The organism is Pantoea sp. ABR1s (genome assembly GCF_057812235.1).
Genome location: NZ_CM173823.1, coordinates 1,855,256 through 1,880,333, shown reverse-complemented (window position 1 = coordinate 1,880,333; position 25,078 = coordinate 1,855,256). Strand labels below are relative to the sequence as shown.

At 53.5% G+C, this 25,078-nt stretch carries 23 protein-coding genes and 2 tRNA genes; 14 read left to right on the top strand and 11 right to left on the bottom strand.

The features are described from left to right. Positions 1–14: 14 nt before the first annotated feature. The 4 genes from ACXKZD_RS08680 to rssA all read right to left on the bottom strand — a co-directional run bounded on the left by ACXKZD_RS08680 (position 15) and on the right by rssA (position 4,501). Positions 15–1,355 carry a UDP-glucose dehydrogenase family protein gene (locus ACXKZD_RS08680; RefSeq protein ID WP_031593141.1) on the bottom strand — a complete coding sequence of 447 codons (1,341 nt, stop codon included), beginning with the start codon at positions 1,353–1,355 and terminating at the stop codon, positions 15–17. Positions 1,356–1,377: 22 nt separating this feature from the next. Continuing rightward, positions 1,378–2,286: a UTP--glucose-1-phosphate uridylyltransferase GalU gene (gene galU / locus ACXKZD_RS08675; RefSeq protein ID WP_008925296.1), complete on the bottom strand. Its 909-nt coding sequence runs from the start codon at positions 2,284–2,286 to the stop codon at positions 1,378–1,380. 193 nt (positions 2,287–2,479) lie between these two features. After that, positions 2,480–3,496, bottom strand: a complete 1,017-nt coding sequence (gene rssB, locus ACXKZD_RS08670) for a two-component system response regulator RssB (RefSeq protein ID WP_010244345.1) — start codon at positions 3,494–3,496, stop codon at positions 2,480–2,482. A 99-nt stretch (positions 3,497–3,595) separates the two neighbouring features. Next, entirely contained in the window at positions 3,596–4,501 is a 906-nt protein-coding gene (gene rssA, locus ACXKZD_RS08665) for a patatin-like phospholipase RssA (protein WP_010244341.1), read from the bottom strand. A 96-nt stretch (positions 4,502–4,597) separates the two neighbouring features. Here rssA and ACXKZD_RS08660 point away from each other — a divergent pair, with 96 nt between their 5' ends. The 5 genes from ACXKZD_RS08660 (at position 4,598) to xthA (ending at position 7,276) form a co-directional block, all read left to right on the top strand. After that, positions 4,598–5,053, top strand: a complete 456-nt coding sequence (locus ACXKZD_RS08660; RefSeq protein WP_029519106.1) for a YchJ family protein — start codon at positions 4,598–4,600, stop codon at positions 5,051–5,053. A gap of 56 nt (positions 5,054–5,109) precedes the next feature. Then, the gene (gene purU, locus ACXKZD_RS08655) at positions 5,110–5,958 is read left to right on the top strand and encodes a formyltetrahydrofolate deformylase (RefSeq protein WP_003852258.1); all 849 of its coding nucleotides are present in this window, start codon (positions 5,110–5,112) and stop codon (positions 5,956–5,958) included. A gap of 144 nt (positions 5,959–6,102) precedes the next feature. Further along, positions 6,103–6,187: transfer RNA gene (locus ACXKZD_RS08650), tRNA-Tyr, on the top strand. Between the two features lie 38 nt (positions 6,188–6,225). After that, positions 6,226–6,310, top strand: a tRNA-Tyr gene (locus ACXKZD_RS08645). 159 nt (positions 6,311–6,469) lie between these two features. Continuing rightward, positions 6,470–7,276: an exodeoxyribonuclease III gene (gene xthA, locus ACXKZD_RS08640; RefSeq protein WP_010260640.1), complete on the top strand. Its 807-nt coding sequence runs from the start codon at positions 6,470–6,472 to the stop codon at positions 7,274–7,276. A gap of 33 nt (positions 7,277–7,309) precedes the next feature. Here the strand turns inward: xthA and ACXKZD_RS08635 are convergent, their stop codons facing one another. The 3 genes from ACXKZD_RS08635 to ACXKZD_RS08625 all read right to left on the bottom strand — a co-directional run bounded on the left by ACXKZD_RS08635 (position 7,310) and on the right by ACXKZD_RS08625 (position 10,283). Further along, positions 7,310–7,621 (bottom strand): DUF1496 domain-containing protein, encoded by a 312-nt coding sequence (locus ACXKZD_RS08635; RefSeq protein WP_062757776.1) that lies wholly within the window; start codon positions 7,619–7,621, stop codon positions 7,310–7,312. After that, positions 7,618–9,534, bottom strand: a complete 1,917-nt coding sequence (locus ACXKZD_RS08630; protein ID WP_010260636.1) for a DNA topoisomerase III — start codon at positions 9,532–9,534, stop codon at positions 7,618–7,620. The genes ACXKZD_RS08635 and ACXKZD_RS08630 overlap by 4 nt, the downstream gene beginning before the upstream one ends. A 197-nt stretch (positions 9,535–9,731) precedes the next feature. Then, a complete protein-coding gene (locus ACXKZD_RS08625; protein WP_010260634.1) occupies positions 9,732–10,283 on the bottom strand; it encodes an NAD(P)H nitroreductase in 552 nt (183 codons plus the stop codon). Positions 10,284–10,456: 173 nt separating this feature from the next. Between ACXKZD_RS08625 and sppA the strand changes: the two genes are divergently transcribed. The 3 genes from sppA (at position 10,457) to pncA (ending at position 14,043) form a co-directional block, all read left to right on the top strand. Next, the gene (sppA, locus tag ACXKZD_RS08620) at positions 10,457–12,319 is read left to right on the top strand and encodes a signal peptide peptidase SppA (RefSeq protein ID WP_010260631.1); all 1,863 of its coding nucleotides are present in this window, start codon (positions 10,457–10,459) and stop codon (positions 12,317–12,319) included. 85 nt (positions 12,320–12,404) lie between these two features. Further along, on the top strand, positions 12,405–13,418 hold the full coding sequence (ansA, locus tag ACXKZD_RS08615; protein WP_010260629.1) for an asparaginase: 1,014 nt from the start codon (positions 12,405–12,407) through the stop codon (positions 13,416–13,418). A 16-nt stretch (positions 13,419–13,434) separates the two neighbouring features. Then, entirely contained in the window at positions 13,435–14,043 is a 609-nt protein-coding gene (gene pncA, locus ACXKZD_RS08610; protein ID WP_010670268.1) for a bifunctional nicotinamidase/pyrazinamidase, read from the top strand. 29 nt (positions 14,044–14,072) lie between these two features. Here the strand turns inward: pncA and ACXKZD_RS08605 are convergent, their stop codons facing one another. Further along, positions 14,073–14,354: a YeaC family protein gene (locus ACXKZD_RS08605; protein ID WP_003852750.1), complete on the bottom strand. Its 282-nt coding sequence runs from the start codon at positions 14,352–14,354 to the stop codon at positions 14,073–14,075. A gap of 5 nt (positions 14,355–14,359) precedes the next feature. Beyond that, on the bottom strand, positions 14,360–14,770 hold the full coding sequence (gene msrB / locus ACXKZD_RS08600) for a peptide-methionine (R)-S-oxide reductase MsrB (RefSeq protein WP_010670269.1): 411 nt from the start codon (positions 14,768–14,770) through the stop codon (positions 14,360–14,362). Positions 14,771–15,111: 341 nt separating this feature from the next. On the opposite strand from msrB, the gene gapA reads away from it, so the two are divergent. Continuing rightward, positions 15,112–16,110, top strand: coding sequence for a glyceraldehyde-3-phosphate dehydrogenase (gene gapA / locus ACXKZD_RS08595; protein WP_003852747.1), 999 nt, complete (start codon positions 15,112–15,114; stop codon positions 16,108–16,110). A gap of 74 nt (positions 16,111–16,184) precedes the next feature. Next, positions 16,185–17,084, top strand: a complete 900-nt coding sequence (locus ACXKZD_RS08590) for a D-hexose-6-phosphate mutarotase (protein WP_488982007.1) — start codon at positions 16,185–16,187, stop codon at positions 17,082–17,084. On the opposite strand, the gene ACXKZD_RS08585 is transcribed toward ACXKZD_RS08590, so the two are convergent. Both ACXKZD_RS08585 and ACXKZD_RS08580 read right to left on the bottom strand, forming a co-directional pair. Beyond that, positions 17,081–17,932, bottom strand: coding sequence for an aldo/keto reductase (locus ACXKZD_RS08585; protein ID WP_488982006.1), 852 nt, complete (start codon positions 17,930–17,932; stop codon positions 17,081–17,083). The two genes, ACXKZD_RS08590 and ACXKZD_RS08585, sit on opposite strands and share 4 nt — an antisense overlap. 72 nt (positions 17,933–18,004) lie before the next feature. Then, positions 18,005–18,754, bottom strand: coding sequence for a MipA/OmpV family protein (locus tag ACXKZD_RS08580; protein WP_115759054.1), 750 nt, complete (start codon positions 18,752–18,754; stop codon positions 18,005–18,007). A 420-nt stretch (positions 18,755–19,174) separates the two neighbouring features. On the opposite strand from ACXKZD_RS08580, the gene yeaG reads away from it, so the two are divergent. The 4 genes from yeaG (at position 19,175) to ACXKZD_RS08560 (ending at position 24,761) form a co-directional block, all read left to right on the top strand. Then, entirely contained in the window at positions 19,175–21,109 is a 1,935-nt protein-coding gene (yeaG, locus tag ACXKZD_RS08575; protein WP_010260606.1) for a protein kinase YeaG, read from the top strand. A gap of 89 nt (positions 21,110–21,198) precedes the next feature. Beyond that, complete coding sequence (locus ACXKZD_RS08570) at positions 21,199–22,473, top strand: YeaH/YhbH family protein (RefSeq protein ID WP_488982005.1); 1,275 nt, start codon at positions 21,199–21,201, stop codon at positions 22,471–22,473. A gap of 248 nt (positions 22,474–22,721) precedes the next feature. Further along, the gene (locus ACXKZD_RS08565) at positions 22,722–24,449 is read left to right on the top strand and encodes a potassium/proton antiporter (protein WP_182504688.1); all 1,728 of its coding nucleotides are present in this window, start codon (positions 22,722–22,724) and stop codon (positions 24,447–24,449) included. 78 nt (positions 24,450–24,527) lie between these two features. Next, positions 24,528–24,761 (top strand): DUF1480 family protein, encoded by a 234-nt coding sequence (locus ACXKZD_RS08560; protein WP_010260598.1) that lies wholly within the window; start codon positions 24,528–24,530, stop codon positions 24,759–24,761. The last annotated feature ends 317 nt before the right edge of the window (positions 24,762–25,078 follow it).

The window sequence follows — 25,078 nt, the reverse complement described above, 5'->3', positions numbered from 1 at the left end:
AAATCCCTCGTTAATTATGCAGTTTGAATAGACGCTCCGCGGCCGATTGCATAATAAACGAAACCGCGTTTGCTGATACGCTCTGGATCATACAGGTTACGACCATCAAAAATCACGGCTTCTTTCAGTGCATTTTTGATGATGTCGAAGTCAGGCGCACGGAAGTTTTGCCACTCCGTACAGATGACCAGACCGTCAGCGCCCTGCAGTGCGGCTTCTTTGGTACCCATCAGCTTAAGATCGCTGCGGTGACCGTAGATACGCTGTGCCTCATCCATCGCTTCAGGGTCAAACGCCTGAACAGATGCGCCAGCTTCCCACAGCGTTTCCATCAGCACACGGCTGGAGGCTTCTCGCATGTCGTCAGTGTTCGGCTTAAATGACAGGCCCCAGAGCGCAAACGTTTTACCTTTCAGATCGTCACCAAAATGACGTTTGATAAAGGTTGGCAGCTTGTTTTTCTGGTTGTCATTCACATCTTCCACGGCCTGCAACAGACGTGGCTGATAGCCAATTGACTCAGCGGTACGGATTAACGCCTGCACATCTTTCGGGAAGCAGGAGCCGCCATAACCGCAGCCAGGATAGATAAAGTGGTAGCCAATGCGAGGGTCGGAACCGATGCCCTGGCGTACTTTTTCAATATCCGCGCCTAAACGTTCAGCCAGGTTAGACATCTCATTCATAAAGCTGATTTTGGTGGCCAGCATGCAGTTTGCTGCATACTTGGTCAGCTCTGCGCTGCGGATATCCATCATGATCATACGATCGTGGTTACGGTTAAACGGCTCATAGAGCTCGCGTAACAGTTCTACCACGTCGTCGTTGTCAGTACCGACAACGATACGTTCTGGACGCATACAGTCATTGACTGCAGCACCTTCTTTGAGGAATTCCGGGTTAGATACCACATCAAAGGTGATGTTGGCGTCACGCGCTTTCAGCGCTTCCGTCATTACCGCACGAACTTTGTCTGCTGTGCCAACCGGAACGGTTGATTTGTCGATAACCACTTTGTGATCGTTCATATGCTGCGCAATGGTGCGCGCTACGGCGGTCACATATTTCAGATCGGCAGAGCCGTCTTCATCTGGTGGAGTACCAACTGCAATAAACTGCATAACACCATGGTTTACGCCCATCTCAGCATCAGTGCTGAACTTCAGACGACCCGCTTCGTAATTGGACATTACCAGCGGCGTTAAACCTGGTTCGAAAATAGGAATGATGCCTTTTTTCAGATTTTCGACTTTGTTTTCGTCGACATCAATGCAGAGAACGTCATGTCCGACTTCGGCTAACACCGCAGCCTGAACCAGACCGACATAGCCGATACCAAATACAGTGACTTTCATCGAGTTATCCTGTGTTTATGAATTACTTTTTGTTGCCAACTGCGCCATCGAGCCATTCAGAAAAATCTTTGCCCAATACCGGATGACGAACACCGTACTCAACGAAAGCCTGCATGTAGCCCAGTTTGTTACCACAGTCATGGCTGACGCCTTTCAGGTGATATGCTTCAACTGTCTCTTTTTCCATCAGCATCGCAATGGAGTCAGTCAGCTGAACTTCGCCGCCTGCACCTGGAGGCGTTTTAGCCAGCAGTGGCCAGATCTCTGAAGAGAGAACATAACGACCTACAACGGCCAGGTTTGATGGGGATTCTGACGCTTTAGGCTTCTCAACCACACCGACCATTGGTGCGCTGTCGCCTGGGTTCAGTTCTGCGCCCTGGCAATCGACAACACCGTATGCAGTCACATCGGCAACCGGCTCAACCATGATCTGGCTGCGGCCAGACTCTTCATAACGGCTCAGCATCTCTGCCAGGTTATCTTTGGTTGGGTTAGATTCATATTCGTCGATGATGACGTCTGGCAGGATAACCGCAAACGGCTCATCACCGATCAGTGGGTGTGCACACATTACAGCGTGCCCCAGACCTTTAGCGATGCCCTGACGAACCTGCATGATGGTGACGTGTGGCGGGCAGATTGACTGGATTTCATCCAGCAGCTGACGCTTAACGCGTTTTTCCAGCATTGATTCCAGTTCGAAGCTGGTATCAAAGTGGTTTTCGATGGCATTTTTTGATGAATGCGTTACCAGCACAATTTCGTTGATGCCAGCAGCGATACACTCGTTAACGACATACTGGATTAACGGCTTATCAACCAGCGGTAACATTTCTTTAGGAATCGCTTTGGTAGCCGGGAGCATACGCGTACCCAAACCCGCTACCGGGATTACCGCTTTTTTTACTTTGGTATTATTGGCAGACATTAAGATACCTCTCTTATAGGCCGTTCAAGTTAATACTTGATATGTCGGTTTAAAATCGGAAATGAGTATATCAGTTAGTATCGAACGGATTTATCCTGGAAGGCACCAAACCGTCGAAATTAAGACTATTACCCAACTGTAAAGCTAAACTCTGGCCCTGTCCTCATCGCCAGAATTCCTCTGTTTTTACGGCTTATTCTTCCGTCGATAGCATCAGCCGAATGCGCCCGCCCGCGCCCCAGACGTGGCATTGCCAGTTTTCTGCGCGCTGACTGATCTGGTTAAGATGGGTGCTGCCCATAGTGCCAAGGGGGACACCATTGCTGAGCTGAATCTGATGGGCATGAACATGGAGTGTGGCGTTCAATCCGGCCGAAACCAGAATTAAGTTCTTTAATCCGCGATGATAGTACCCAACCAGTAACGGGAACTGGCCGCTCAGGTTCGCCTGGCGCAGTAACAGATTGACCTGTCTGAGCAGCCCATTGAGTTCCGGCAGACGCTGTTTCTGCCCGGTCAGTTGCTCCTGCAGCAGGCCATTGAACAGCGCCCGCAGCAGCAACGCTGCCAGCACGCCATTATCACCGGCACGGGTCACGTCCAGACAGTAGAACGCCAGATCTTTATCGGAGAGCGCCGCGATATCAAGCACCAGCCCAGGCTGCTCGGCCATCGTCAGCTGACGATAGTTAACCCGGCAGTTGGCAATAGTCTGCTGCACCGGTGGCTGGAGTTGCTTGAGCAGCTTGGCAGCCGCTTTAGGATCACGAACCAGCGCATCCCAGTCCTGGAACAGTTGTTCATCCTCTTCCACTTTCGAAGTGAACATAGAGGGATAGAGACACTCATAGACCGCTTCACGGAAGCGCTCAAAGTTTTTAAGTGGTTTAAGCAGCACATCCTGCACCCCAAGACGCAATACATGCGCAATATCCGACATGTTCTCGGTAGCTGAGATGATTAAAATCGGCACGATGTTGCCGCGGGTACGAATGTGCTCAACGAACTGGATGCCGCTCATGCGGGGCATTTCCAGATCGCAGATAATCAGGTCGACAGTATGCTGTTGTAGTTGTGCAATTGCTTCCAGACCATCTTCCGCTTGTAACGTCACAGCACCCATCGATAACAAAAATTGGTCCAGCAACGAACGGAAAACAGCCTCATCTTCGACAATGAGTATCTTTTTGCCGAGTAGTGGTTTTTCCATTCTTTCCCCCTGCGTACCAGATATTTCAATAGTGGTTCATAAAACGCAGTTGCGCCTTTAAGAATTGGCTGAAGTCACCGCTTTGAATGAACAACCTGATTATCTGCCACGGACCAGTGGTAATAGTTCATCCATTTTCTTCTCTACGGCGGCCTTGCCTGCTTCAATGGCTTCCTCAGCACGATGAAAGTCCAGCGTCGAAATTTGCGGACAGACCGGCTGAATCAAAACATCGGGCGGATCGCCTGCCATGCGATTCCGCTTCAGGCGATTTTCCAGCACCTGGATAGAGGTGGACATAATCTCCATCGCGCCAGGTGACTGAGACGCACGGCGCTGGCTGAAATTCACCAGACGCTGACGCAGCTTCCCACCCCAACTCAATGCCGCTGCGGCGGCTTCTTCTTCGCTATTCTGTGGTGTCACGGAAAAGAGATCCTGCTGCATTAAATGCGCGTCATGCTGCAAGTCAACGGCGATAACAATGTCTGCCCCCAGGGCACGGGTAAGTGAAATCGGCACCGGGTTGACTACGGCACCATCCACCAGCCAATACCCATTGTAGCCCACCGGCGGTAATAAACCTGGCATACTGCATGAAGCGCGTACTGCCTGATGCAGATCGCCCTCTGTCAGCCAGAGTTCACGACCGGTACTGAGGTTGGTCGCCACCACGCCAAAGGGTTTATGACAGTGCTCTATCGTGTCATTGGGGATCAGCTGACGAACATGGCTAAAGACCCGCTCACCGCGCAGCAGTCCGCCACGCTGCCAGGAGACATCCATCAGGCGAATAACATCCCAGTAGCGAAATGCACTGACCCATTTTTCCATCAGCGGCAGGCGGTTATTCACATAGGCAGATCCGACTAATGCCCCGACAGAGCAGCCCGCAACGACGTCGATCTCAATACCTGCACGCTCCAGCGCGTTGATCACGCCGATATGCGCCCATCCTTTGGCCGCTCCAGAACCCAGAGCCAATCCAATTTTTACCTTTCTCATTTCTGTCTGGTCCTGCCGTCAATACGTAGCATCACAACACGGGGTCAGCTAACATAGCGCGCTTGTAAAACCGACCCATCATTCCCGGGAGATAATGTGTCAGAAACCTGCCCATGTTGTAGCGGAGAGCAGTATAGCGTATGTTGCGAGCCCTTTCTTCAGGGTAACCAGATTCCTGTTACAGCTGAACAACTTATGCGATCCCGTTATTGCGCTTATGTTCAGCATAATGCGGACTATCTGGTTGCGACCTGGCATCCTGAGAAGCGTCATCCGGCGCTGTCAGGGCTTTTATCTGAAAGTTTTCCAGGAACCGACTGGCTCAGCCTGAATGTAACCCGTTGTAATCATGGAAGCCATGAGAACGAAGCTTTCGTTACCTTTTTTGCGCGATACCGCGAGAAAACCAACATTCAGGCCATTCATGAATGTTCACGCTTTCTTCGCGAGGATCAACGCTGGTACTATGTTGACGGTACAGCACCGCCCGTGGGGCGTAACGATCGCTGCCCGTGTGGCAGTGAAAAAAAATACAAAAAATGTTGTGGTTAAGCTGACGGCTACCCCAGCGGTTTTACCCCTAATGCTTTGACAGGACTCTGATTGAGATGCAAGCGCAAACCATGCAAAGAAAAGTTTTACGAACCATTTGTCCCGATGCAAAAGGTCTGATCGCCAAAATCACCAATATTTGTTACAAGCACGAACTTAATATCGTGCAGAACAATGAGTTTGTTGATCATCGCACCGGGCGTTTTTTCATGCGTACCGAACTGGAAGGGATCTTCAACGACAACACCCTGCTCGCCGACCTCGACAGCGCCCTGCCCCAGGGTTCAGTCCGGGAACTGCACAGCGCCGGTCGTCGCCGCGTGGTGATTCTTGTCACTAAAGAGGCGCATTGTCTGGGCGATCTGTTAATGAAGAGCGCGTTTGGCGGCCTGGATATGGAAATTGCGGCGGTAGTGGGTAACCACGACACCCTGCGTTCACTGGTTGAGCGTTTCGATATTCCGTTTGTGCTGGTGAGCCATGAGGGACTGACGCGGGAAGAGCACGATAACCGCATGGTGGAAGAGATTGACCGCTATCAGCCCGATTACGTGGTGCTGGCAAAATATATGCGCGTCCTGACGCCCGCCTTTGTGCAGCGTTATCCGAACCAGATTATCAATATTCACCACTCCTTCCTGCCCGCCTTTATCGGTGCCCGTCCCTATCATCAGGCTTATGAACGTGGCGTGAAGATCATCGGTGCCACCGCGCACTATGTGAACGACAATCTCGATGAAGGCCCAATCATCATGCAGGATGTGATAAACGTTGATCACAGCTACACCGCCGATGAGATGATGCGCGCCGGTCGCGACGTAGAAAAGAATGTCCTGAGCAATGCACTGTATAAAGTGCTGGGGCAACGCGTGTTTGTTTACGGCAACCGCACGATTATTCTTTAATCAGCCAGTGCGCTGAATTGTCTGCAGATTCAGCGCTACGCGTAAAAAGTGGGCAAACAGTTGCGGTTTTGCCAGTGGGCGCTTTACACCCTTATCGCATTTGGTATGATGCGCCCCGCTTTAAGAGAGAAAGATTCAGGCCATGGTGGGATTCCCGAGCGGCCAAAGGGAGCAGACTGTAAATCTGCCGTCACAGACTTCGAAGGTTCGAATCCTTCTCCCACCACCATTTGAATCTGAATCATCTTAAGCCACATCACTATCCCAGGTGGGATTCCCGAGCGGCCAAAGGGAGCAGACTGTAAATCTGCCGTCACAGACTTCGAAGGTTCGAATCCTTCTCCCACCACCATCTCGTATGTTGCACACCATCCCCAAAATAATACCTAAGCTTCCTGTTCGCCCCCACATTCCTGCCCGCTTTCACACAATCTCAGCCTGTTCCGCCATGACTTTTTCAGCAAAAATCGCTACCATCTCCGCCTGACATTTCTGAACAACGGTCGATCTCATGAAATTTGTTTCATTTAACATCAATGGGTTGCGTGCCCGCCCGCATCAGCTTCAGGCACTTGTCGAACAGCATCAGCCCGATGTTATCGGTCTGCAGGAAACCAAGGTCCATGACGACATGTTCCCGCTGGAAGAGGTGTCAAAGCTCGGCTATCACGTCTTCTATCATGGACAGAAAGGTCACTACGGTGTTGCCCTGTTAACCAAAGCTGAGCCAGTGTCAGTGAGCCGGGGGTTCCCGGGTGATGACGAAGAATCCCAGCGCCGCCTGATCATCGCGGAACTTCCCAGCCCGATTGGCGACATCACGGTGATTAACGGCTATTTTCCGCAGGGCGAGAGCCGCGACCATCCCACCAAGTTTCCGGCTAAAGAGAAATTCTATCGCGATCTGCAACGTCTGCTGACCGAGGATCTGCCTGCTGATAAGCCGGTTCTGATTATGGGCGACATGAATATCAGCAGCACCGATCGGGATATTGGTATTGGTGAGGAGAGCCGCAAGCGCTGGCTGCGCACCGGCAAATGCTCTTTCCTGCCGGAAGAACGCGAGTGGATGGACCGCCTGCTGGGCTGGGGACTGGTTGATACCTGGCGTGAGCACAATCCGGAGGTGGCGGATCGCTTTTCCTGGTTCGATTACCGTTCGAAAGGGTTTGATGATAATCGCGGGTTACGCATCGATCTGGTGCTGGCGAGCAAAACCCTGGCGTCGCACTGCGTTGAGACCGGCATTGATTATGAGATCCGGGGCATGGAAAAACCGTCTGACCACGCGCCCATCTGGTCAACCTTCCGCTTTTAACTGACGGTCGCGTGGCAGAGCGCCACGCGACGGCTATTTCACTATTTTCCAGATCAGGTTATTAGTGCCGATGGAGTGTTCATCACGGGCACATTGCAGCAACACCCCCTCTGATTTCACCACCGCGCCTTCCGTGTAGTTACGGTTCTCAAAGATACAGCAGCGGAGACAGTCTGGCTGACGTCTCTCTGCCTGTGTCCATGCCTCGGGTGGCATATCCACCACGACATCGGTGTTACCACCGTTGCTGCCCTGCTGTGGCATCGACTGATAACGACTGTTGGCCTGCGCCACGCTGGTTGCCAGCGACAGGGCCACGAGCAGTAATACTGAATAACGCCTCATTCCGTCTCCTTCACTTTACGCCTGGTTTTGCGCACCGGACGTTTCTGTCCGGTGGACGGTAATCCCCGAAATGCATGCGCCGCAGGCTGCTGTCGCGCCTGCTGGATCAGACCGGTTAAGGTCTGCACCAGCGGCTGCATGAATTCATCATAGCGGCAGGCCTTTTCGCTGATACGCGTCAGTGTCGATTCCCACTGCGCCGTCATATCCGGGCGTGCTGCCAGATCGGGCAGGGAGTGAATCAGGGCGCGTCCGGCATCCGTAGAATTGATATAGCGGCCCTTCTTCACCAGGAAGCCACGACGAAACAGTAATTCGATAATGCCGGCGCGTGTGGCTTCCGTTCCTAAACCATCGGTCGCACGCAGTACTTTCTTTAATTCTTTATCCTGAACGAAACGGGCAATGCCGGTCATTGCAGAAAGAATGGTGGCATCGGTAAACGGGCGTGGCGGCTGTGTTTGCTTCGCCAGCACCTCTCCGCGCTCACACAGCAGCTCATCCCCTTTCGCTACCACCGGCAACGGCATGCCGTCGTTCTCTTCATCACGCTCTTTGTTGCCCAGCAGCGCACGCCAGCCCGCTTCCGCCAGGAAGCGCGCTTTCGCCACGAATTTTCCGCCAGCAATATCGAGATCGATGACACATTTGCGGAATACCGCATCCGGGCAGAACTGCATCAGATACTGGCGCGCCACCAGTTCATAGATATGCTGCTCGTTTTCACTGAGTTTCACCGCGCTGGCACGGGCCGTTGGAATAATGGCGTGGTGGGCATCCACTTTTTTATCATCCCAGCAGCGATTTCTGCGATCGGCATCGAAATCTGCCGGTGGGGTCAGCTGTGACTGATGCGCCTGTATCGCCTTTAACACCGCATGACGACCGGCAAAATGCTCTTCAGGCAGATAGCGGCTGTCCGAACGGGGATAGGTAATCAGTTTATGGGTTTCGTAAAGCCGCTGGCAGGTATCCAGCACCGTCTGCGCACTCAGCCCGTAACGTTTAGCGGCCTCGATCTGCAGGCTGGATAAGGAAAAGGGCAGCGGCGCCACCTCATTTTCGCGCTTATCGCTGTAAGCAGTGACGATCGCCGGCTGGCCCGTAATACGCGCCACCACATGCTCCGCCAGGGCGCGTTTGAGCAGGCGGCCCTCTTCATCCTGCCACGGTTCACAGGCTTCACTGGGGATCCAGCTGGCGATAAATCGGGCGCCGTCAGGCGTAAGGATGTGCGCTTTCACTTCGAAGTAATCTTTCGGCACGAAGTTCTCGATCTCTTCATCGCGCCGGACCACCAGCCCAAGCACCGGCGTCTGCACCCGGCCCACCGACAGTACGCCATCATAGCCTGCATTGCGTCCCAGCAGCGTCCAGGCGCGGGTCATGTTAATGCCATAGAGCCAGTCGGCACGGGCGCGGGCCAGCGCCGAAACGCACAATGGAATAAACTCGCGATTTTCACGCAGGCGGTTCACTGCCCGGTCCACCGCCTGAGGATTGAGGTCGTTAATCAGACAGCGCTGCACCTTGCTGCGTTTTTCAGCCGGCAGGTTCAGGTAGTCGAGCACCTCATCCACCAGCAACTGCCCTTCCCGATCCGGGTCACCGGCGTGCACCACTTCATTCGCCTGCGCCAGCAAGCCCTCAACCACTTTCAGTTGCTTAGCGACCGAGGGACGCGGTTTTAGCTGCCATTTTTCCGGAATGATGGGTAAATCCGCCAGCGACCAGCGCGCATAACGGCTGTCATAACTGTCGGGTTGCGCCTGCTCCAGAAGATGGCCTACGCACCAGGTGACGATCTGATCGTTGCCGCAGGCAATGAATCCATCACCGCGTCGATGCGGTTTCGGCAGCACATCTGCGATAGCACGCCCCAGGCTCGGTTTTTCCGCAATAAACAAACGCATTGAATCAGGTAATCCTTAACATCAGGGGGAACGCAGTGATAACCGGTTGTCCGCTGTCGGTTTGAATACTGGGGCTATGTTAGCCTGGCAGGCCCGCTGGCGTAAGTGTGATGCGCGGCGTTAGCGATCGTTCGCACAGGAACCGTGCAAAAAGCAGGGCTGAAATGCACCCTGCCGGAACCGGACAAGCATTGTAGTCAGAAGTAACGGACGAAAGGCGCCGTGTCAGGTGGGAGCACCGTAGTGCTGGATTTCAGTTGCGGGGTGCCCAGATAGAGAAAGCCGACGATGGCATCCTGTTCGCGGCAGCCAAACCCCTGGCGTACCTGCTCGTCATCGGTCCAGGGACCACTGCGCCAGATACCGTTGTAACCCTGAGCGACGGCCGCCATCTGCATGGCCATCACTGCACAGCTTGCCGAGGCGATCTGCTCCCAGCGCGGCACTTTGTGGTGCGCTTCACAATGTGCCACCACCGTAATGATCATCGGTGCCCGAAACGGTGACTGGCTCGCTTTGTTAATCGCCTTTTCATCCAGCTGTTTATCGCGAGCTGCCTGCTCCAGCAGCTGGCTCAGCCGGTCGCGACCCTCATTTTCCACAATGATAAAGCGCCAGGGTTGCAGCGTGCCGTGATCCGGGGCACGCATACCAGCCCGCAGGATATTTTCCAGTGCGTCACCCGCAGGTGCCGGCTCAGTCAGGCGTGAGGCCGAACGTCGGTTGACCAGTAACTCCAGTGCGTCCATGTTTCTCTCCCGATCTCTGTAATGTTGCAGTTATCCTGGCACAGGCAGATTTTTTGTAACAGTGCGCAGTGATTTCCTGCTGACTTTTAACACGCCGCTCTTTAGGATGAGCTCGTCGGGGAAGTCTGGTCCGCGCGGCGGCCACTTCCTGCTACATATTTATGGAGAGTCTGATGCGCACATTGTGGCGAATAATTGCAGGTCTGTTCCGCTGGAGCTGGCGGGTACTGAATTTTATCAGGGAATTTATTCTGAATATTTTCCTGATTTTGTTGATTGTGGTGGGTGTAGGGATCTGGCTGCAGGTCAGCGGGTCGGGCGGCAGTTCAGCGCCGATTCAGCAAGGCGCACTGAAAGTGGATCTCAGCGGCGTGCTGGTGGATAAACCGTCGGTAAGCAACCGTCTGAGCAAAATTGGCCGCCAGCTGCTGGGTGCCAGCAGTGACCGTTTACAGGAAAATTCGCTGTTTGATGTGGTCGACGCTATTCGTCAGGCAAAAGATGACAGCAACATTAAAGGCATGGTGCTCGATTTACGCGAATTTGCCGGTGGCGATCAGCCTTCACTGCAATATGTGGGTAAAGCGCTGCGCGAATTCCGCGACAGCGGCAAGCCGATTTATGCACTCGGCGACAGCTACAGCCAGGCGCAGTATTACCTTGCCAGCTACGCCACCAAAATCTATCTGTCACCACAGGGCACCGTAGATCTGCATGGTTTCGCCACCAACGGACTCTATTACAAAACCCTGCTCGAGAAGCTGAAAGTCACCTCACACGTCTTCCGTGTTGGGACCTACAAATCAGCGGTTGAGCCGTTCCTGCGTGACGACATGTCCCCTGCCGCACGGGATGCTGACAGCCGCTGGGTCGGTCAGCTGTGGCAGAACTACCTGAACACCGTGGCAGCGAACCGCCAGATTACGCCGGAGCAACTCTTCCCCGGTGCTGCTGCGATTATTGCCGGGTTAAACGCCGTTAAAGGCGATACCGCGCAATATGCGCTGGATAACAAGCTGGTCGATGCCCTGGGTTCACGTGCGGCAGCCGATCAGGAGCTGGTAAAAACCTTTGGTCTGGATAAGCAGAGCAACGATTACCGTAGCGTCAGCATCTATGACTACAGCGTGAAAACCACCTCCACGCAGCAGGATGGCAACATCGCGGTAGTCATGGCCAGCGGTGCCATCATGGATGGTGAAGAGACGCCGGGCAACGTCGGTGGCGACACGACGGCGGCGCAGATCCGCGATGCGCGTCTCGATCCGAAAATCAAAGCGATTATTCTGCGGGTGAACAGCCCGGGTGGCAGCGTCACCGCCTCGGAAGCGATTCGTGAAGAGCTGGCGGCAGCGCAGGCGGCCGGTAAGCCGATTGTGGTCTCGATGGGAGGCATGGCGGCGTCCGGCGGTTACTGGATCTCAACCCCTGCCAGCTACATTGTGGCGAACCCCAGCACGCTGACTGGCTCGATTGGCATCTTCGGCGTGATCAATACGCTGGAGAACAGCCTGGACAGTATTGGCGTGCACACCGACGGTGTTGCGACCTCACCGCTGGCGGATATCTCAACCACCAAAGCGCTGCCAACGGAAGTTCAGCAACTGATGCAGCTGACCATCGAAAATGGCTACCGCAACTTTGTCGGTCTGGTGGCGAAGTCACGTCATAAAACGCCAGAGCAGATTGATGCCATTGCACAGGGCCACGTCTGGACCGGCAGCGATGCGAAAGCCAATGGTCTGGTTGATGCACTGGGTGACTTCGATGATGCCGTGAAGAAGGCGGGCGAGCTGGCGAAAGTCAGTAATCCGCAGCTGAGCTGGTATCAGGATGACCCAAGCTTCCTGGATATGATGCTGAGCCAGATGAACGCGTCGGTGCAGGCTGTCCTGCCTGATACGCTGAAAGCCTGGCTGCCAGCACCGATGCTGGATGTGATGAGTGCTATGAAAGCCCAGCCTGGCCTGTTCGACAAGCAGAACGATCCTCAGAACCGTTATGCATTCTGCCTGAACTGCGGCGAAGTGCGATAAACCTCGCAGCCCGGCCGCTGGTCGGGCTGCTTTTCCCCGCTATTCCCCTTATACTGCGCGTTTTATGGCGAGTCTGAGTTCTCTAATGCAAAAGAAAAACATCTACGTAGCCTACACTGGCGGGACGATCGGTATGCAGCGTTCGGCGCAGGGTTATATTCCCGTCTCCGGACACCTGCAGCAACAGCTGGCTAACATGCCGGAGTTCCACCGCCCTGAGATGCCTGATTTCACCATTCATGAGTATCAGCCGCTGATCGACTCTTCCGACATGACCCCGCAGGACTGGCAGTCTATCGCAGAAGATATCCGTCAGAACTACGATCGCTATGATGGTTTTGTGATCCTGCATGGCACCGACACCATGGCATTTACCGCCTCAGCACTCTCCTTTATGCTGGAAAATCTGGCCAAGCCGGTTATCGTCACGGGCTCGCAGATTCCGTTAGCGGAATTACGTTCAGATGGTCAGCAGAATCTCTTAAATTCGCTCTATGTGGCGGCCAACTATCCGATCAGCGAAGTGTCGCTGTTTTTCAATAACACGCTCTATCGCGGTAACCGGACCACCAAGGCACATGCAGACGGCTTCAACGCCTTTGCTTCGCCCAACCTCTCTGCGCTGCTGGAAGCGGGCATTCATATTCGTCGCCTCAATACACCGCCTGCCCCAGCTGGTCAGGGCGAACTGAAGGTTCACACCATTACGCCTCAGCCCATTGGCGTGGTCACCATCTATCCCGGGATTTCAGCCGACGTTGTGCGTAACTTTCTGCGTCAGCCAGTCAAAGCATTGATCCTGCGCTCCTATGGTGTGGGTAATGCACCGCAGAACAAGGAATTTCTGGCAGAATTGCAGCAGGCCAGCGAGCGTGGCATCGTGGTGGTAAATCTCACCCAGTGTATTTCCGGCAAAGTGAATATGGGCGGATACGCTACCGGCAATGCGCTTGAACATGCTGGTGTCATCAGCGGATTTGACCTCACCGTGGAAGCGGCGCTGACAAAGCTACACTTTTTACTCAGCCAGGATCTTTCGGCCGATCAAATCCGAGCCAGAATGCAGCAGAATTTGCGCGGCGAACTGACTGAAGACTGAAACGGAGCGATATGTAATGAAGCGGGCACTCATCATTATTGATATTCAGAACGATTTTTGCCCCGGCGGCCCGATGGCAGTCCATGAGGGCGACCATACGGTCGAGGTGGCGAATCGTTATGCGCGACTGTTCCGTGAAAACGGTGAATGCGTACTGGCGCTGCAGGACTGGCATCCGGCCAATCACGGCAGTTTTGCCTCGGTTTCCGGCGAGCCGGTCTACACGCTGGGCGAGTTAAATGGTCTGGCCCAGATCTGGTGGCCCGATCACGGCATTCAGGGCTCGACTGGCGCTGATTTTCATCCGGGTCTCGATCGCTCACTGTTCGATGCGACGTTCCATAAGGGCCAGGATCAGGATGTCGACAGCTATAGCGCCTTTTTTGACAATGGCCATCGCCGTAAGACCGAGCTGGACAGCTGGCTGCGTGAGCGTGGGATCACCCATCTGGTGATGCTGGGGCTGGCGACGGATTACTGCGTAAAATATAGCGTGCTGGATGCGCTGGAGCTGGGTTATCACGTTGAGGTGGTTAAAGAGGGCTGCCGGGGCGTCAATCTGAATCCCGAGGACAGCGAAATTGCCTTTGCCCAGATGACCGCTCAGGGCGCGATTCTGATTTAAAATGGAGCTGGCATGACGCCAGCTTTTTTTTAATGCAGATGGATGCGGGTCACGTCAGGGTCAATTCCAAACTCTTCTTTGAGCTCTTTTTTCGACTTCATCACCATTTCGCCACCTTTGCCGATGGTCATGTGCTGGGGCGCGTCGTTGTGCCGCGCCTGCCACATCATGACCAGCTGCAGGCAATTGTCGCGCTGCTCCTGGGTCAGTGCCACGCCATCCGGCCATTTACCAATCTCAACCGCCGTGGCAAGACGCTGATAGACTTCAGGCGTCATCGATGCAAGCATTGCTTCAAGCTGTTCCTTCATCGCCATTACCCTTTGGTCTGTTCGCCCTGCTCGTCGGTGAAATTCAGCGAGGCGGAGTTAACACAATAGCGTTCGCCGGTCGGCTGGGGGCCGTCAGGGAAGACATGTCCCAGGTGCGCATCGCAACTGCCACAGCGGATCTCAATACGCTGCATGCCGTGTGAATCATCTTCAATATAGCGAATCGCATCATCACTGACCGGCTGGTAGAAACTGGGCCAGCCACAGCCAGAGTCATACTTCGTCTCAGAGAGAAAAAGTGGCGCCTCACAGATCAGACAGTGGTAGATCCCTTCCTGCTTGTTGTGCAGCAGTGCGCCGCTGTAAGGCGGTTCCGTTCCGCGTTGCTGAGTGACGTAGCGTTGCATTTCAGTCAACTGTGCAATTTTTGCTTCGGGTGCGGTGTCTTTAGCCATTTTAGGATTCCGGGCAGTGCCATTCTGAAAAATTCGACTATTATTCTAACAAATGATCAACATAACCCGGGTCTTTTTTTGTGCTCACCCTTTCAGCCTGCTCTCTGCTAAGCGGATTTGTGACATCGATCACCTTTTATCCGGAGCATCCCTATATATTCGGCGATTGATTCAACGAAGCGCGATATCATTGGCGGCGCGCAAGCGGTTTCGCATCGAATAATTCCTCTCAGGCGAATTGATTTGTCGCAACAATTGACACGATTCCGCTTGACGCCTGGTAAGGTTTTTGTAATTTTACAGGCAACCTTTTATTCACTAACCAATAGCTGGTGGAATATATGACTATCAAAGTAGGTATCAACGGTTTCGGCCGTATCGGTCGCATCGTTTTCCGTGCTGCTCAAAAGCGTTCTGACATCGAAATCGTTGCTATCAACGACCTGCTGGACGCGGATTACATGGCGTACATGCTGAAGTATGACTCTACTCACGGTCGTTTCGACGGCACAGTAGAAGTTCAGGATGGCGCACTGGTGGTTAACGGTAAAAAAATCCGTGTTACCGCTGAACGTGATCCGGCCAACCTGAAGTGGGATGAAGTAGGCGTTGACGTTGTTGCTGAAGCAACCGGTATCTTCCTGACCGACGAAACCGCGCGTAAACACATCACCGCAGGTGCTAAGAAAGTCGTTCTGACCGGTCCATCTAAAGATGACACCCCAATGTTTGTTCGTGGTGCAAACTTCGACAAATATGATGGCCAGGATATCGTGTCTAACGCATCCTGTACCACTAACTGCCTGGCACCGCTGGCAAAAGTGATCAACGATAAGTTTGGCATCGTTGAAGGTCTGATGACGACCGTTCACGCCACCACTGCTACCCAGAAAACCGTTGATGGCCCGTCTCATAAAGACTGGCGCGGCGGCCGCGGCGCATCGCAGAACATCATTCCTTCATCAACTGGCGCAGCTAAAGCCGTTGGTAAAGTTCTGCCAGAGCTGAACGGCAAACTGACCGGTATGGCATTCCGCGTACCAACCCCTAACGTTTCCGTTGTTGACCTGACCGTGCGTCTGGAAAAAGCGGCTTCTTACAAAGAAATCTGTGCTGCAATTAAAGCGGCTGCAGAAGGTGAGATGAAAGACGTTCTGGGCTACGTTGAAGATGACGTGGTTTCTACCGACTTCAACGGCGAAATCCTGACTTCAGTGTTTGACGCTAAAGCCGGTATCGCGCTGAACGACAACTTTGTGAAACTGGTTTCCTGGTACGACAACGAAACTGGCTACTCAAACAAAGTTCTCGACCTGATTGCACTGGTTTCTGCTAAATAAGGCAGCCAGACATCATTGAGAATAAGGGCGACTTCGGTCGCCCTTTTTTTGATCCGCTCAGGAAGGAATCGAACATGCAAGATAAACTGTTTTCTCTGCCGGTGGTCACGCAGATCTCCCCTTACCTCACCCAGCGCCAGACAGGTGAACTCCCCGCCATTGTTGTGAGTCACCCTAAAGTGCGGGCAGCCATTACGCTTCAGGGCGCGCACCTGATCGCCTGGCAACCCAGCGGCGAAAAGCCGGTACTCTGGCTGAGTGATAAGAGTCTCTTTGCACCGGGTAAGGCGATTCGTGGCGGCGTTCCGATCTGCTGGCCGTGGTTCGGCCCGGCGGGCGAACCGGCACACGGCTTTGCGCGGGTTCAGCCGTGGAAGCTTACGGCGCATGATGAAAATGAAGATGGCGTCATGCTGACGCTGGTGCTGGAGAGCAACCCTCAGACGCTGAAGCTCTGGCCGCATGAATTCACCCTGATTGCCCGCTTCCGGCTGGGCCAGCATTGTGAGGTTGAGCTGGAAGCCTATGGTGACTTTGAAGCGACGGCGGCTCTGCACAGCTACTTTACCGTCAGCGACATCAACGGTGTGGAAGTCTCGGGTCTGGGCAATAGCTATATCGACAAAGTCAACAACGGCGAGGTGGCCAGCAGCGACGGCAAACAGCGTTATCCTGGACGCATCGACCGTATCTTTACCGCAGCAGAAGATTGCTCAGTGATTAATGATACCGCGGGTGAGCGGCAGATCGAGGTGTACCACCATCATCATAGTGACGTTGTCACGTGGAATCCGGGTGTGGAACTCTCCTGCAGCATGACGGATATGGCGAATGAGGGCTATAAGACCATGGTCTGTGTGGAGACGGCGCGTATCAGCAAACCGTTACGCAGCGCGGGAGAGAAACCGGCACGACTGGCCACGACGTTCCGCCTCAAAAAGAAAGCCGCAGCCAGCGACAACGTTAACGGCTAAACAATATCCAGCGGCAATTTATGCTGTGGCGCTGGCCAGGCGCGATCGATGAGCTGCAAATCCTCATCGGTCAGTTCCACCTCCAGCGCCGCCGCATTTTCCTGAACGTGGGCCACGGAACTAGCTTTAGGAATGGCAATCACCCCTGGCTGACGAATCACCCAGGCCAGCAGTAATTGCGCCACGCTGATGCCCTTCTGCTGTGCAATCTGAGTCAGCTGAGGATCGGTAAAGAGTGAGTCACGTAGCCGTCCGGCCTGGGCCAGCGGACAGTAGGCCATGACCGGTACGCCACGCTGCTGACATGCCGGCAGCAGATCAAATTCAATGCCGCGTGAAGCCAGATGATAGAGCACCTGATTGGTCGCGCAGGCCTCGCCCTTCTCTTCATCCCACAGTTCGGCCATATCATCGGTGTCAAAATTCGATACGCCCCAGTGACGAATTTTGCCCTGCTGCTGCAGGCGTTCCATGGCGCGCAGTGTCTCTTCCAGCGGAATATTGCCGCGCCAGTGCAACAGGTAGAGATCGAGATAATCGGTTTGCAGACGTTGCAGGCTGCGCTCACAGGCTGCAATGGCATCCACTTCGCCCGCATTCCACGGATAAACTTTGGAGACCAGCAGCGCCCGGTCGCGACGGCCCAGCAGTGCCTGCCCGACCACCTTTTCGGCTCCGCCATCTGCATACATTTCAGCGGTATCGATAAGCTGTAATCCGCACTCAAGACCCGCCTGCAATGCAGCGACTTCATCAGCCCGCTGCGCCGGGTTTTCACCCATATACCAGGTGCCCTGACCGATCACCGGCAGCTCGCCAAAACCGGCAAAGTTAATCGTGTTACGCATTCTGCTCTCCCGCCCCATTCTGAGGCCCTGTAAAAGAACAGAGGGCAATAAATGCCCTCTTTTGGTGCGTTATCAGAAGGTATAGCTGACACCCGTCCAGATTAACGCCTGCCCGCTTTTATCAATCATCGGGCTGTCTTTGATTTCGCTGTCGAAACGGACGTAACGTCCCATAACGCTGGCATTCCACTGCGGCGCAATCTGATAGCTGGCGCTCAGTTCCACATAAGGTGACCAGCTGTCATCCGGGTTGTAACGGCTGATGCCGGTACGGGCGCTTTCATGCCCGGAAACCCCATAGTAATAACGGTTTTGATTGGCGCTGTTCCACGTGGCCCCGATGCCCGGCGTCAGGCTGAAGTCACCCATCTGGAAGCGATAGAGGTACGTCAGGTCCCAGATCATCCCGTTGCTGTTATTGAGCACATCACCCAGTAATGAGGTACGGACAATCCCCCAGTCAGCGGTGTGACGATAGGTTGCACCACCCATCAGCGTCATGCGGCGTTTATCCAGCCCTTTCATGTCGCCCAGGTCGTTGTCGCTGGGTTTGTACTCCTGCGGTGAACCCAGCAGCGTCAGTGACAGCTGGTTCTGGGGATCTTTCCACAGGTAGTAGCCGCCCTGCAGGCTGCGGAACCAGAAGTCTTCACCCTCATAATTGATAACCGGAACGGGGATATACCGGTCCTGGCCGCCGCGATAAGGTGATTCGGCATAGATGACCGATGCGCCAATGGAAAGCGGTGCGGCATTCACGTGCGTGGCCAGTAAATAACAGGGCAGAAGTGCAACAAGCGTCTTAAATTTGAATTGGTTCACAATTTATTCATTCCATAAATATAACAATCAAACAGGAAGTCTAACGTTTTTTCACGGCTGGATTAACTTATATCGAAATCCTTTAAGTGACTGATCGATGAAAGTGGCATTAAAGGTTAAAAACACGTTAAGTTAAAGCATCACCCATAAGAACGCATCTCACAACAGACCCGCTGTACAGTTGATCTTCCCCTCATTAACCCAAACCCGTGGAGGAAATTTCCTAGAAGCCATCTACAGTTAGAAGTAACAGCAGACATTTTGTACGAGCAGAGTAACCATAAAAGTTGTGTATCCCGATAAGAAAGATCAGGTTGGCATAAGGGTTGCTGTACTCAACAGAGAATATCTTCCGGGAGCTGCTATAAGCCTCTAATTACGCTCCTTACCTGTGCTAAAAACGAAAGGACGGGCATCGCTATGAATATATTCGATCACTATCGTCAGCGTTATGAAGCTGCCAAGGACGAAGAGTTCACACTGCAGGAATTTCTTGCTATCTGTAAGCAGGATCGCAGTGCATACGCCAACGCTGCAGAGCGACTGTTAATGGCTATCGGAGAGCCAGTAATGGTCGATACTGCTCAGGAGCCACGCCTTTCCAGAATATTCTCCAATCGTGTGATGGGACGCTATCCGGCGTTCGAGGAGTTTTACGGCATGGAGGAAGCGATTGAACAGATCGTCTCCTACCTGAAACATGCCGCTCAGGGACTGGAAGAGAAGAAACAGATCCTCTATTTACTGGGGCCGGTAGGTGGCGGTAAATCCTCACTGGCGGAACGGCTTAAGTCGCTGATGCAGCGGGTACCCATCTATGTACTGAGCGCCGACGGGGAACGCAGCCCGGTTAATGACCACCCTCTCTGCCTGTTTAATCCGCAGGAAGATGCGCATATTCTCGAAAAAGAGTATGGCGTGCCGCGCCGTTATCTCGGCACGATTATGTCGCCGTGGGCCGCTAAGCGACTTCACGACTTCGGCGGCGATATCTCGCGTTTCAAAGTGGTGAAAGTCTGGCCGTCAATCCTGGAACAGCTGGCGATTGCCAAAACTGAACCGGGTGATGAGAACAACCAGGATATCTCCGCGCTGGTCGGTAAAGTGGATATCCGTAAACTGGAAAACCACGCGCAAAACGATCCTGATGCTTACGGTTACTCCGGCGCACTCTGCCGTGCCAACCAGGGGATCATGGAATTCGTTGAGATGTTCAAAGCGCCTATCAAGGTCCTGCACCCTTTACTGACGGCGACGCAGGAAGGGAACTACAACGGCACCGAGGGGATTTCGGCGCTGCCGTTTAACGGCATTATTCTGGCGCACTCCAACGAATCAGAGTGGGTGACGTTCCGTAATAACAAGAATAATGAGGCGTTCCTTGACCGTGTCTATATCGTCAAGGTGCCCTACTGCCTGCGGGTCTCTGAAGAGATCAAAATCTACGACAAGTTACTTAATCACAGTGAGCTGGCGACCTCGCCCTGCGCACCGGGTACGCTGGAAACCCTGGCACGCTTCTCTATCCTGTCACGTCTCAAGGATCCGGATAACTCCAGCATCTATTCCAAAATGCGGGTCTACGATGGTGAAAGCCTGAAAGATACCGACCCTAAGGCGAAGTCATGGCAGGAGTATCATGATTACGCCGGTGTGGATGAGGGGATGAACGGCCTTTCAACCCGCTTTGCCTTTAAGATTCTGTCGCGGGTATTTAACTTTGACCACGCCGAAGTGGCGGCCAACCCGGTGCATCTGTTCTACGTGCTGGAGCAGCAGATTGAGCGCGAACAGTTCCCGCAGGATCAGGCTGAGAAATACCTTGAGCACCTCAAAGGCTATCTGATCCCCAAATATGCTGAGTTTATCGGCAAAGAGATTCAGACCGCCTATCTGGAATCTTACTCTGAATATGGTCAGAACATCTTTGACCGCTATGTGACCTATGCCGACTTCTGGATTCAGGATCAGGAGTATCGCGATCCTGATACCGGACAGCTGTTTGATCGTGAATCGCTCAACGCAGAACTGGAGAAAATCGAGAAGCCCGCTGGCATCAGTAACCCGAAAGATTTCCGTAATGAGATCGTCAACTTCGTGCTGCGCGCCAGGGCACACAATAACGGTCGCAACCCGAACTGGACCAGTTACGAGAAATTACGCACCGTGATCGAGAAGAAAATGTTCTCGAACACGGAAGAGCTGCTGCCGGTGATTTCGTTTAATACCAAGACCTCTACCGATGAGCAGAAAAAGCATGATGATTTTGTCGATCGCATGATGGAAAAAGGCTATACCCGCAAACAGGTTCGCCTGCTGTGTGAATGGTATTTGCGTGTGCGTAAATCGTCCTGATAAGAGTCTGTAAGCTTGCCGGTAAGTGATACCGGTCTGACAAGGTCGGGTTCGCCCGGCCTGCTTACAATGTAGTTTGGGGGAATACCATGGCCTATTTCATCGATCGCCGACTCAACGGCAAAAACAAGAGCGCGGTAAACCGCCAGCGCTTCTTGCGCCGTTATAAGTCGCAAATTAAGCAGTCGATCTCCGAGGCCATCAATAAACGCTCGGTGACCGATGTAAGCAGCGGTGAGTCTGTCTCTATCCCGATTGACGACATCAATGAGCCAATTTTCCATCAGGGACGCGGCGGCAACCGCCATCGGGTCCATCCGGGCAACGACCATTTTGTGCAGAATGACCGGGTCGAGCGACCGCAGGGTGGCGGTGGCGGCGGCAGTGGCCAGGGCAATGCCAGTCAGGATGGTGAAGGTCAGGATGAGTTTGTCTTTCAGATATCGAAAGATGAGTATCTGGACCTGCTGTTTGAAGATCTCGCCCTGCCTAATCTGCGCCGGAACCAGCATCGCCAGTTGAATGAGTATAAGACCCACCGTGCAGGCTTCACCTCCAACGGTGTGCCTGCCAATATCAGCGTCGTACGTTCGCTGCAGAACTCGCTGGCGCGTCGTACGGCGATGACGGCGGGTAAACGCCGGATGCTGCACGAACTGGAAGAAACGCTGCTGGAGATTGAGAACTCTGAACCGGCTCAGCTTCTGGAGGAAGAGCGGCTGCGCAAAGAGATCGCCGAGTTGCGGGCGCGTATCGAACGGGTGCCTTTTATCGACACCTTCGACCTGCGCTACAAAAACTTTGAGAAACGGCCGGAGCCTTCCAGCCAGGCAGTGATGTTCTGTCTGATGGATGTATCCGGATCCATGGATCAGTCCACCAAGGATATGGCGAAACGCTTCTATATCCTGCTTTACCTGTTCCTGAGCCGCACCTACAAGAATGTCGATGTGGTTTATATTCGTCATCACACGCAGGCCAAAGAGGTGGATGAACAGGAGTTCTTCTACTCCCAGGAGACCGGTGGCACCATCGTTTCGAGTGCACTGAAACTCATGGATGAGGTGGTGAAAGAGCGCTATGACCCGGCGCAGTGGAATATCTATGCTGCACAGGCGTCGGATGGCGATAACTGGGCCGACGATTCACCGCTCTGTCACGAGATCCTGGCGAAGCATATTCTGCCGGTGGTGCGTTATTACAGTTATATCGAGATTACCCGCCGTGCGCATCAGACGCTGTGGCGCGAGTATGAGCATCTGCAGTCGACGTTCGATAACTTTGCTATCGAACACATACGTGAGCCGGAAGATATCTACCCGGTGTTCCGATCGCTGTTCCATAAACAGGCAACGGAAGCCTGATGCACTAAGCCGGCTCATCGCCGGCTTTTTTTATCTTCCGAATAACCTGCTAAAACAGTCTGTTTTCTGCCGCTTGCCTGCCAACCCCCTCATTCTTCACATTAATCTGATTCCATACGCTGTTAAGCAATTCGTATAATGATCATTTTCACAATGACAACTCCTTGATAAAACATTATCTTTCAGAGATAGCATGGATATTTGTCACCAGTCGCTGCACCGCACTGTCATATCTCAGGAGATCGGGTTTGAACCACACTATTGTCTACAGTCTGTTTATCATCGGTTCCGTGCTGGTCGCATCGAGCATTCTGCTCAGCTCTTTCTCATCCAGACTGGGTATCCCCATTCTGGTGATCTTCCTTGCCCTGGGCATGCTGACCGGAGTTGATGGTATCGGCGGCATCGCCTTTGATAACTATCCGGCGGCTTACTTAATCTCGAACCTGGCGCTGGCGATTATCCTGCTGGATGGCGGCATGCGGACCAAAGCCAGCTCATTTAAAGTTGCTCTGGGGCCAGCGCTGTCGCTGGCGACCGTCGGGGTCATGATTACCGCAGGCTTAACCGGTGTGGTCGCCGCCTGGTTGTTTAACCTGGATATGATGCAGGGCTTCCTGATTGGCGCGATTATCGGCTCCACGGATGCCGCCGCCGTCTTCTCCCTGTTGGGTGACAAAGGCCTGAATGAGCGCGTCAGCTCCACGCTGGAGATTGAATCGGGCAGTAACGATCCGATGGCGGTGTTCCTGACCATTACGCTGATTGAGATGATCGAACAGGGCCGCAGCGGCCTTGACTGGATGTTCCTGGTGCATCTGGTGCAGCAGTTTGGTCTGGGTATCGTGCTGGGCCTGGGCGGCGGCTGGGCGCTGCAGCAGCTGATTAACCGTATCAGTCTGGCCGGTGGGCTCTATCCGCTGCTGGCGTTGAGTGGCGGCATTCTGGTGTTCGCCCTGACCACGGTATTAGAGGGCAGCGGCATCCTGGCGGTTTATCTTTGCGGCTTTTTACTGGGCAACAGCCCGATTCGCAACCGTCACGGCATTCTGCAGACCTTTGACGGCATGGCGTGGCTGAGTCAGATTGGCATGTTCATCGTGCTGGGACTGCTGGTAACCCCGTCTGATTTGTGGCATATCGCAGTTCCGGCGATGATCCTCTCACTGTGGCTGATTCTGGTGGCGCGCCCACTGTCGGTGTTTATTGGTCTGCTGCCGTTTCGCAGTTTTACCACCCGCGAACGCGTCTTTATCAGCTGGGTCGGTTTACGCGGCGCGGTGCCGATTATCCTTGCGGTCTTCCCGATGATGGCCGGATTAGAAAACGCGTCGCTCTATTTTAATATCGCCTTCTTTGTGGTGCTGGTCTCCCTGATGTTGCAGGGCACCTCGCTGGGCTTTGCAGCGAAAAAAGCCAAAGTGGTGGTGCCGCCTACCGCATCGCCTATCAGCCGTATCGGTCTGGATATTCACCCCGAAAATCCGTGGGAGCAGTTTGTCTACCAGCTCAGCGCTGACAAGTGGTGCATCGGTGCCGCACTGCGTGACCTGCAGATGCCACGTGAGACCCGCATCGCCGCCCTGTTCCGTGACAATGTGCTGATGCATCCGAATGATGGGACGCGGCTCAGGGAGAACGACGTCATCTGCGTGATTGGCCGTGAGCGCGATCTGCCAGCGCTGGGTAAAATGTTCAGCCAGTCGCCGCCGGTTTCCCTGGACCAGCGTTTCTTTGGTGACTTTATTCTGGATGCTGAAGCTCGCCTGCGCGATATTGCGCAGATTTACGGACTGGAACTGGATGAGAACACCAACGATCAGCAGTCGCTGGGACAACTGGTGCTGAGTATGCTGGGCGGCGCGCCGGTGGTTGGCGATCAGGTTGAGTGGAATCAGCTGACGTGGACCGTCGCGGAGAAAGAGGATAACCGTATTGTGAAGATTGGTGTCCGTCCGGCTGAAGAGAAGGAATAATCCTAATCATTCAGCCACGTTATTTTCTGTCAATACGCTAAGCTTAAAAGTCTATGCCAGCAAAAACGGGAGAAATGAATGGGACACGTGGTTAAAATTGGTCGTTATGAGATTGTTGATGCCGATCTTGACAGTGAGAACCTCGACACCGTCAGCATCCCCTGTCACACCAATCCCGGCTTAATTACCCAACTTGATGGCTGGGATCGCGATACCAGCGTCCCGGCATGGATTGACGGAGAACCGGTGGATCTGCAGATTGGTCATTACGATAAACAGCAGGACCGCTGGATTTTAAAAAAACCTGCCTGAGTTCGTTATCACTACCGCCAGTCGTAAGATTTGGCGGTAATTCCTAAAAAGCGTCTTAAACAGTTTGGTTATAACCAACCCCCGCCTTATTTTATCCAGTAAAAACCAAAACTTAGCTATTTAAAACTTTAATCACTTTTGATGTTTTCAGATTTTTTCCGTATTAACTCTGTCAAATAACTCCTGCATACTCATTCTCAATGCTGCAACATTTCGTGAGTACTATCACGCTTTAGCCGTTATCTTTTTTGCAGCTGCACTGGCTTTACTGACTGCAACAGACTGAAAATTATTTTTTAATTTTTCAGAAGCCCACC

Bases quoted from the DNA above. Each gene is read 5' to 3' on its own strand.
- ACXKZD_RS08680 (WP_031593141.1), bottom strand. From the start codon at position 1,355: ATGAAAGTCACTGTATTTGGTATCGGCTATGTCGGTCTGGTTCAGGCT.
- galU (WP_008925296.1), bottom strand. From the start codon at position 2,286: ATGTCTGCCAATAATACCAAAGTAAAAAAAGCGGTAATCCCGGTAGCG.
- rssB (WP_010244345.1), bottom strand. From the start codon at position 3,496: ATGGAAAAACCACTACTCGGCAAAAAGATACTCATTGTCGAAGATGAG.
- rssA (WP_010244341.1), bottom strand. From the start codon at position 4,501: ATGAGAAAGGTAAAAATTGGATTGGCTCTGGGTTCTGGAGCGGCCAAA.
- purU (WP_003852258.1), top strand. From the start codon at position 5,110: ATGCAAGCGCAAACCATGCAAAGAAAAGTTTTACGAACCATTTGTCCC.
- xthA (WP_010260640.1), top strand. From the start codon at position 6,470: ATGAAATTTGTTTCATTTAACATCAATGGGTTGCGTGCCCGCCCGCAT.
- ACXKZD_RS08635 (WP_062757776.1), bottom strand. From the start codon at position 7,621: ATGAGGCGTTATTCAGTATTACTGCTCGTGGCCCTGTCGCTGGCAACC.
- ACXKZD_RS08630 (WP_010260636.1), bottom strand. From the start codon at position 9,534: ATGCGTTTGTTTATTGCGGAAAAACCGAGCCTGGGGCGTGCTATCGCA.
- ACXKZD_RS08625 (WP_010260634.1), bottom strand. From the start codon at position 10,283: ATGGACGCACTGGAGTTACTGGTCAACCGACGTTCGGCCTCACGCCTG.
- sppA (WP_010260631.1), top strand. From the start codon at position 10,457: ATGCGCACATTGTGGCGAATAATTGCAGGTCTGTTCCGCTGGAGCTGG.
- ansA (WP_010260629.1), top strand. From the start codon at position 12,405: ATGCAAAAGAAAAACATCTACGTAGCCTACACTGGCGGGACGATCGGT.
- pncA (WP_010670268.1), top strand. From the start codon at position 13,435: ATGAAGCGGGCACTCATCATTATTGATATTCAGAACGATTTTTGCCCC.
- ACXKZD_RS08605 (WP_003852750.1), bottom strand. From the start codon at position 14,354: ATGAAGGAACAGCTTGAAGCAATGCTTGCATCGATGACGCCTGAAGTC.
- msrB (WP_010670269.1), bottom strand. From the start codon at position 14,770: ATGGCTAAAGACACCGCACCCGAAGCAAAAATTGCACAGTTGACTGAA.
- gapA (WP_003852747.1), top strand. From the start codon at position 15,112: ATGACTATCAAAGTAGGTATCAACGGTTTCGGCCGTATCGGTCGCATC.
- ACXKZD_RS08590 (WP_488982007.1), top strand. From the start codon at position 16,185: ATGCAAGATAAACTGTTTTCTCTGCCGGTGGTCACGCAGATCTCCCCT.
- ACXKZD_RS08585 (WP_488982006.1), bottom strand. From the start codon at position 17,932: ATGCGTAACACGATTAACTTTGCCGGTTTTGGCGAGCTGCCGGTGATC.
- yeaG (WP_010260606.1), top strand. From the start codon at position 19,175: ATGAATATATTCGATCACTATCGTCAGCGTTATGAAGCTGCCAAGGAC.
- ACXKZD_RS08570 (WP_488982005.1), top strand. From the start codon at position 21,199: ATGGCCTATTTCATCGATCGCCGACTCAACGGCAAAAACAAGAGCGCG.
- ACXKZD_RS08560 (WP_010260598.1), top strand. From the start codon at position 24,528: ATGGGACACGTGGTTAAAATTGGTCGTTATGAGATTGTTGATGCCGAT.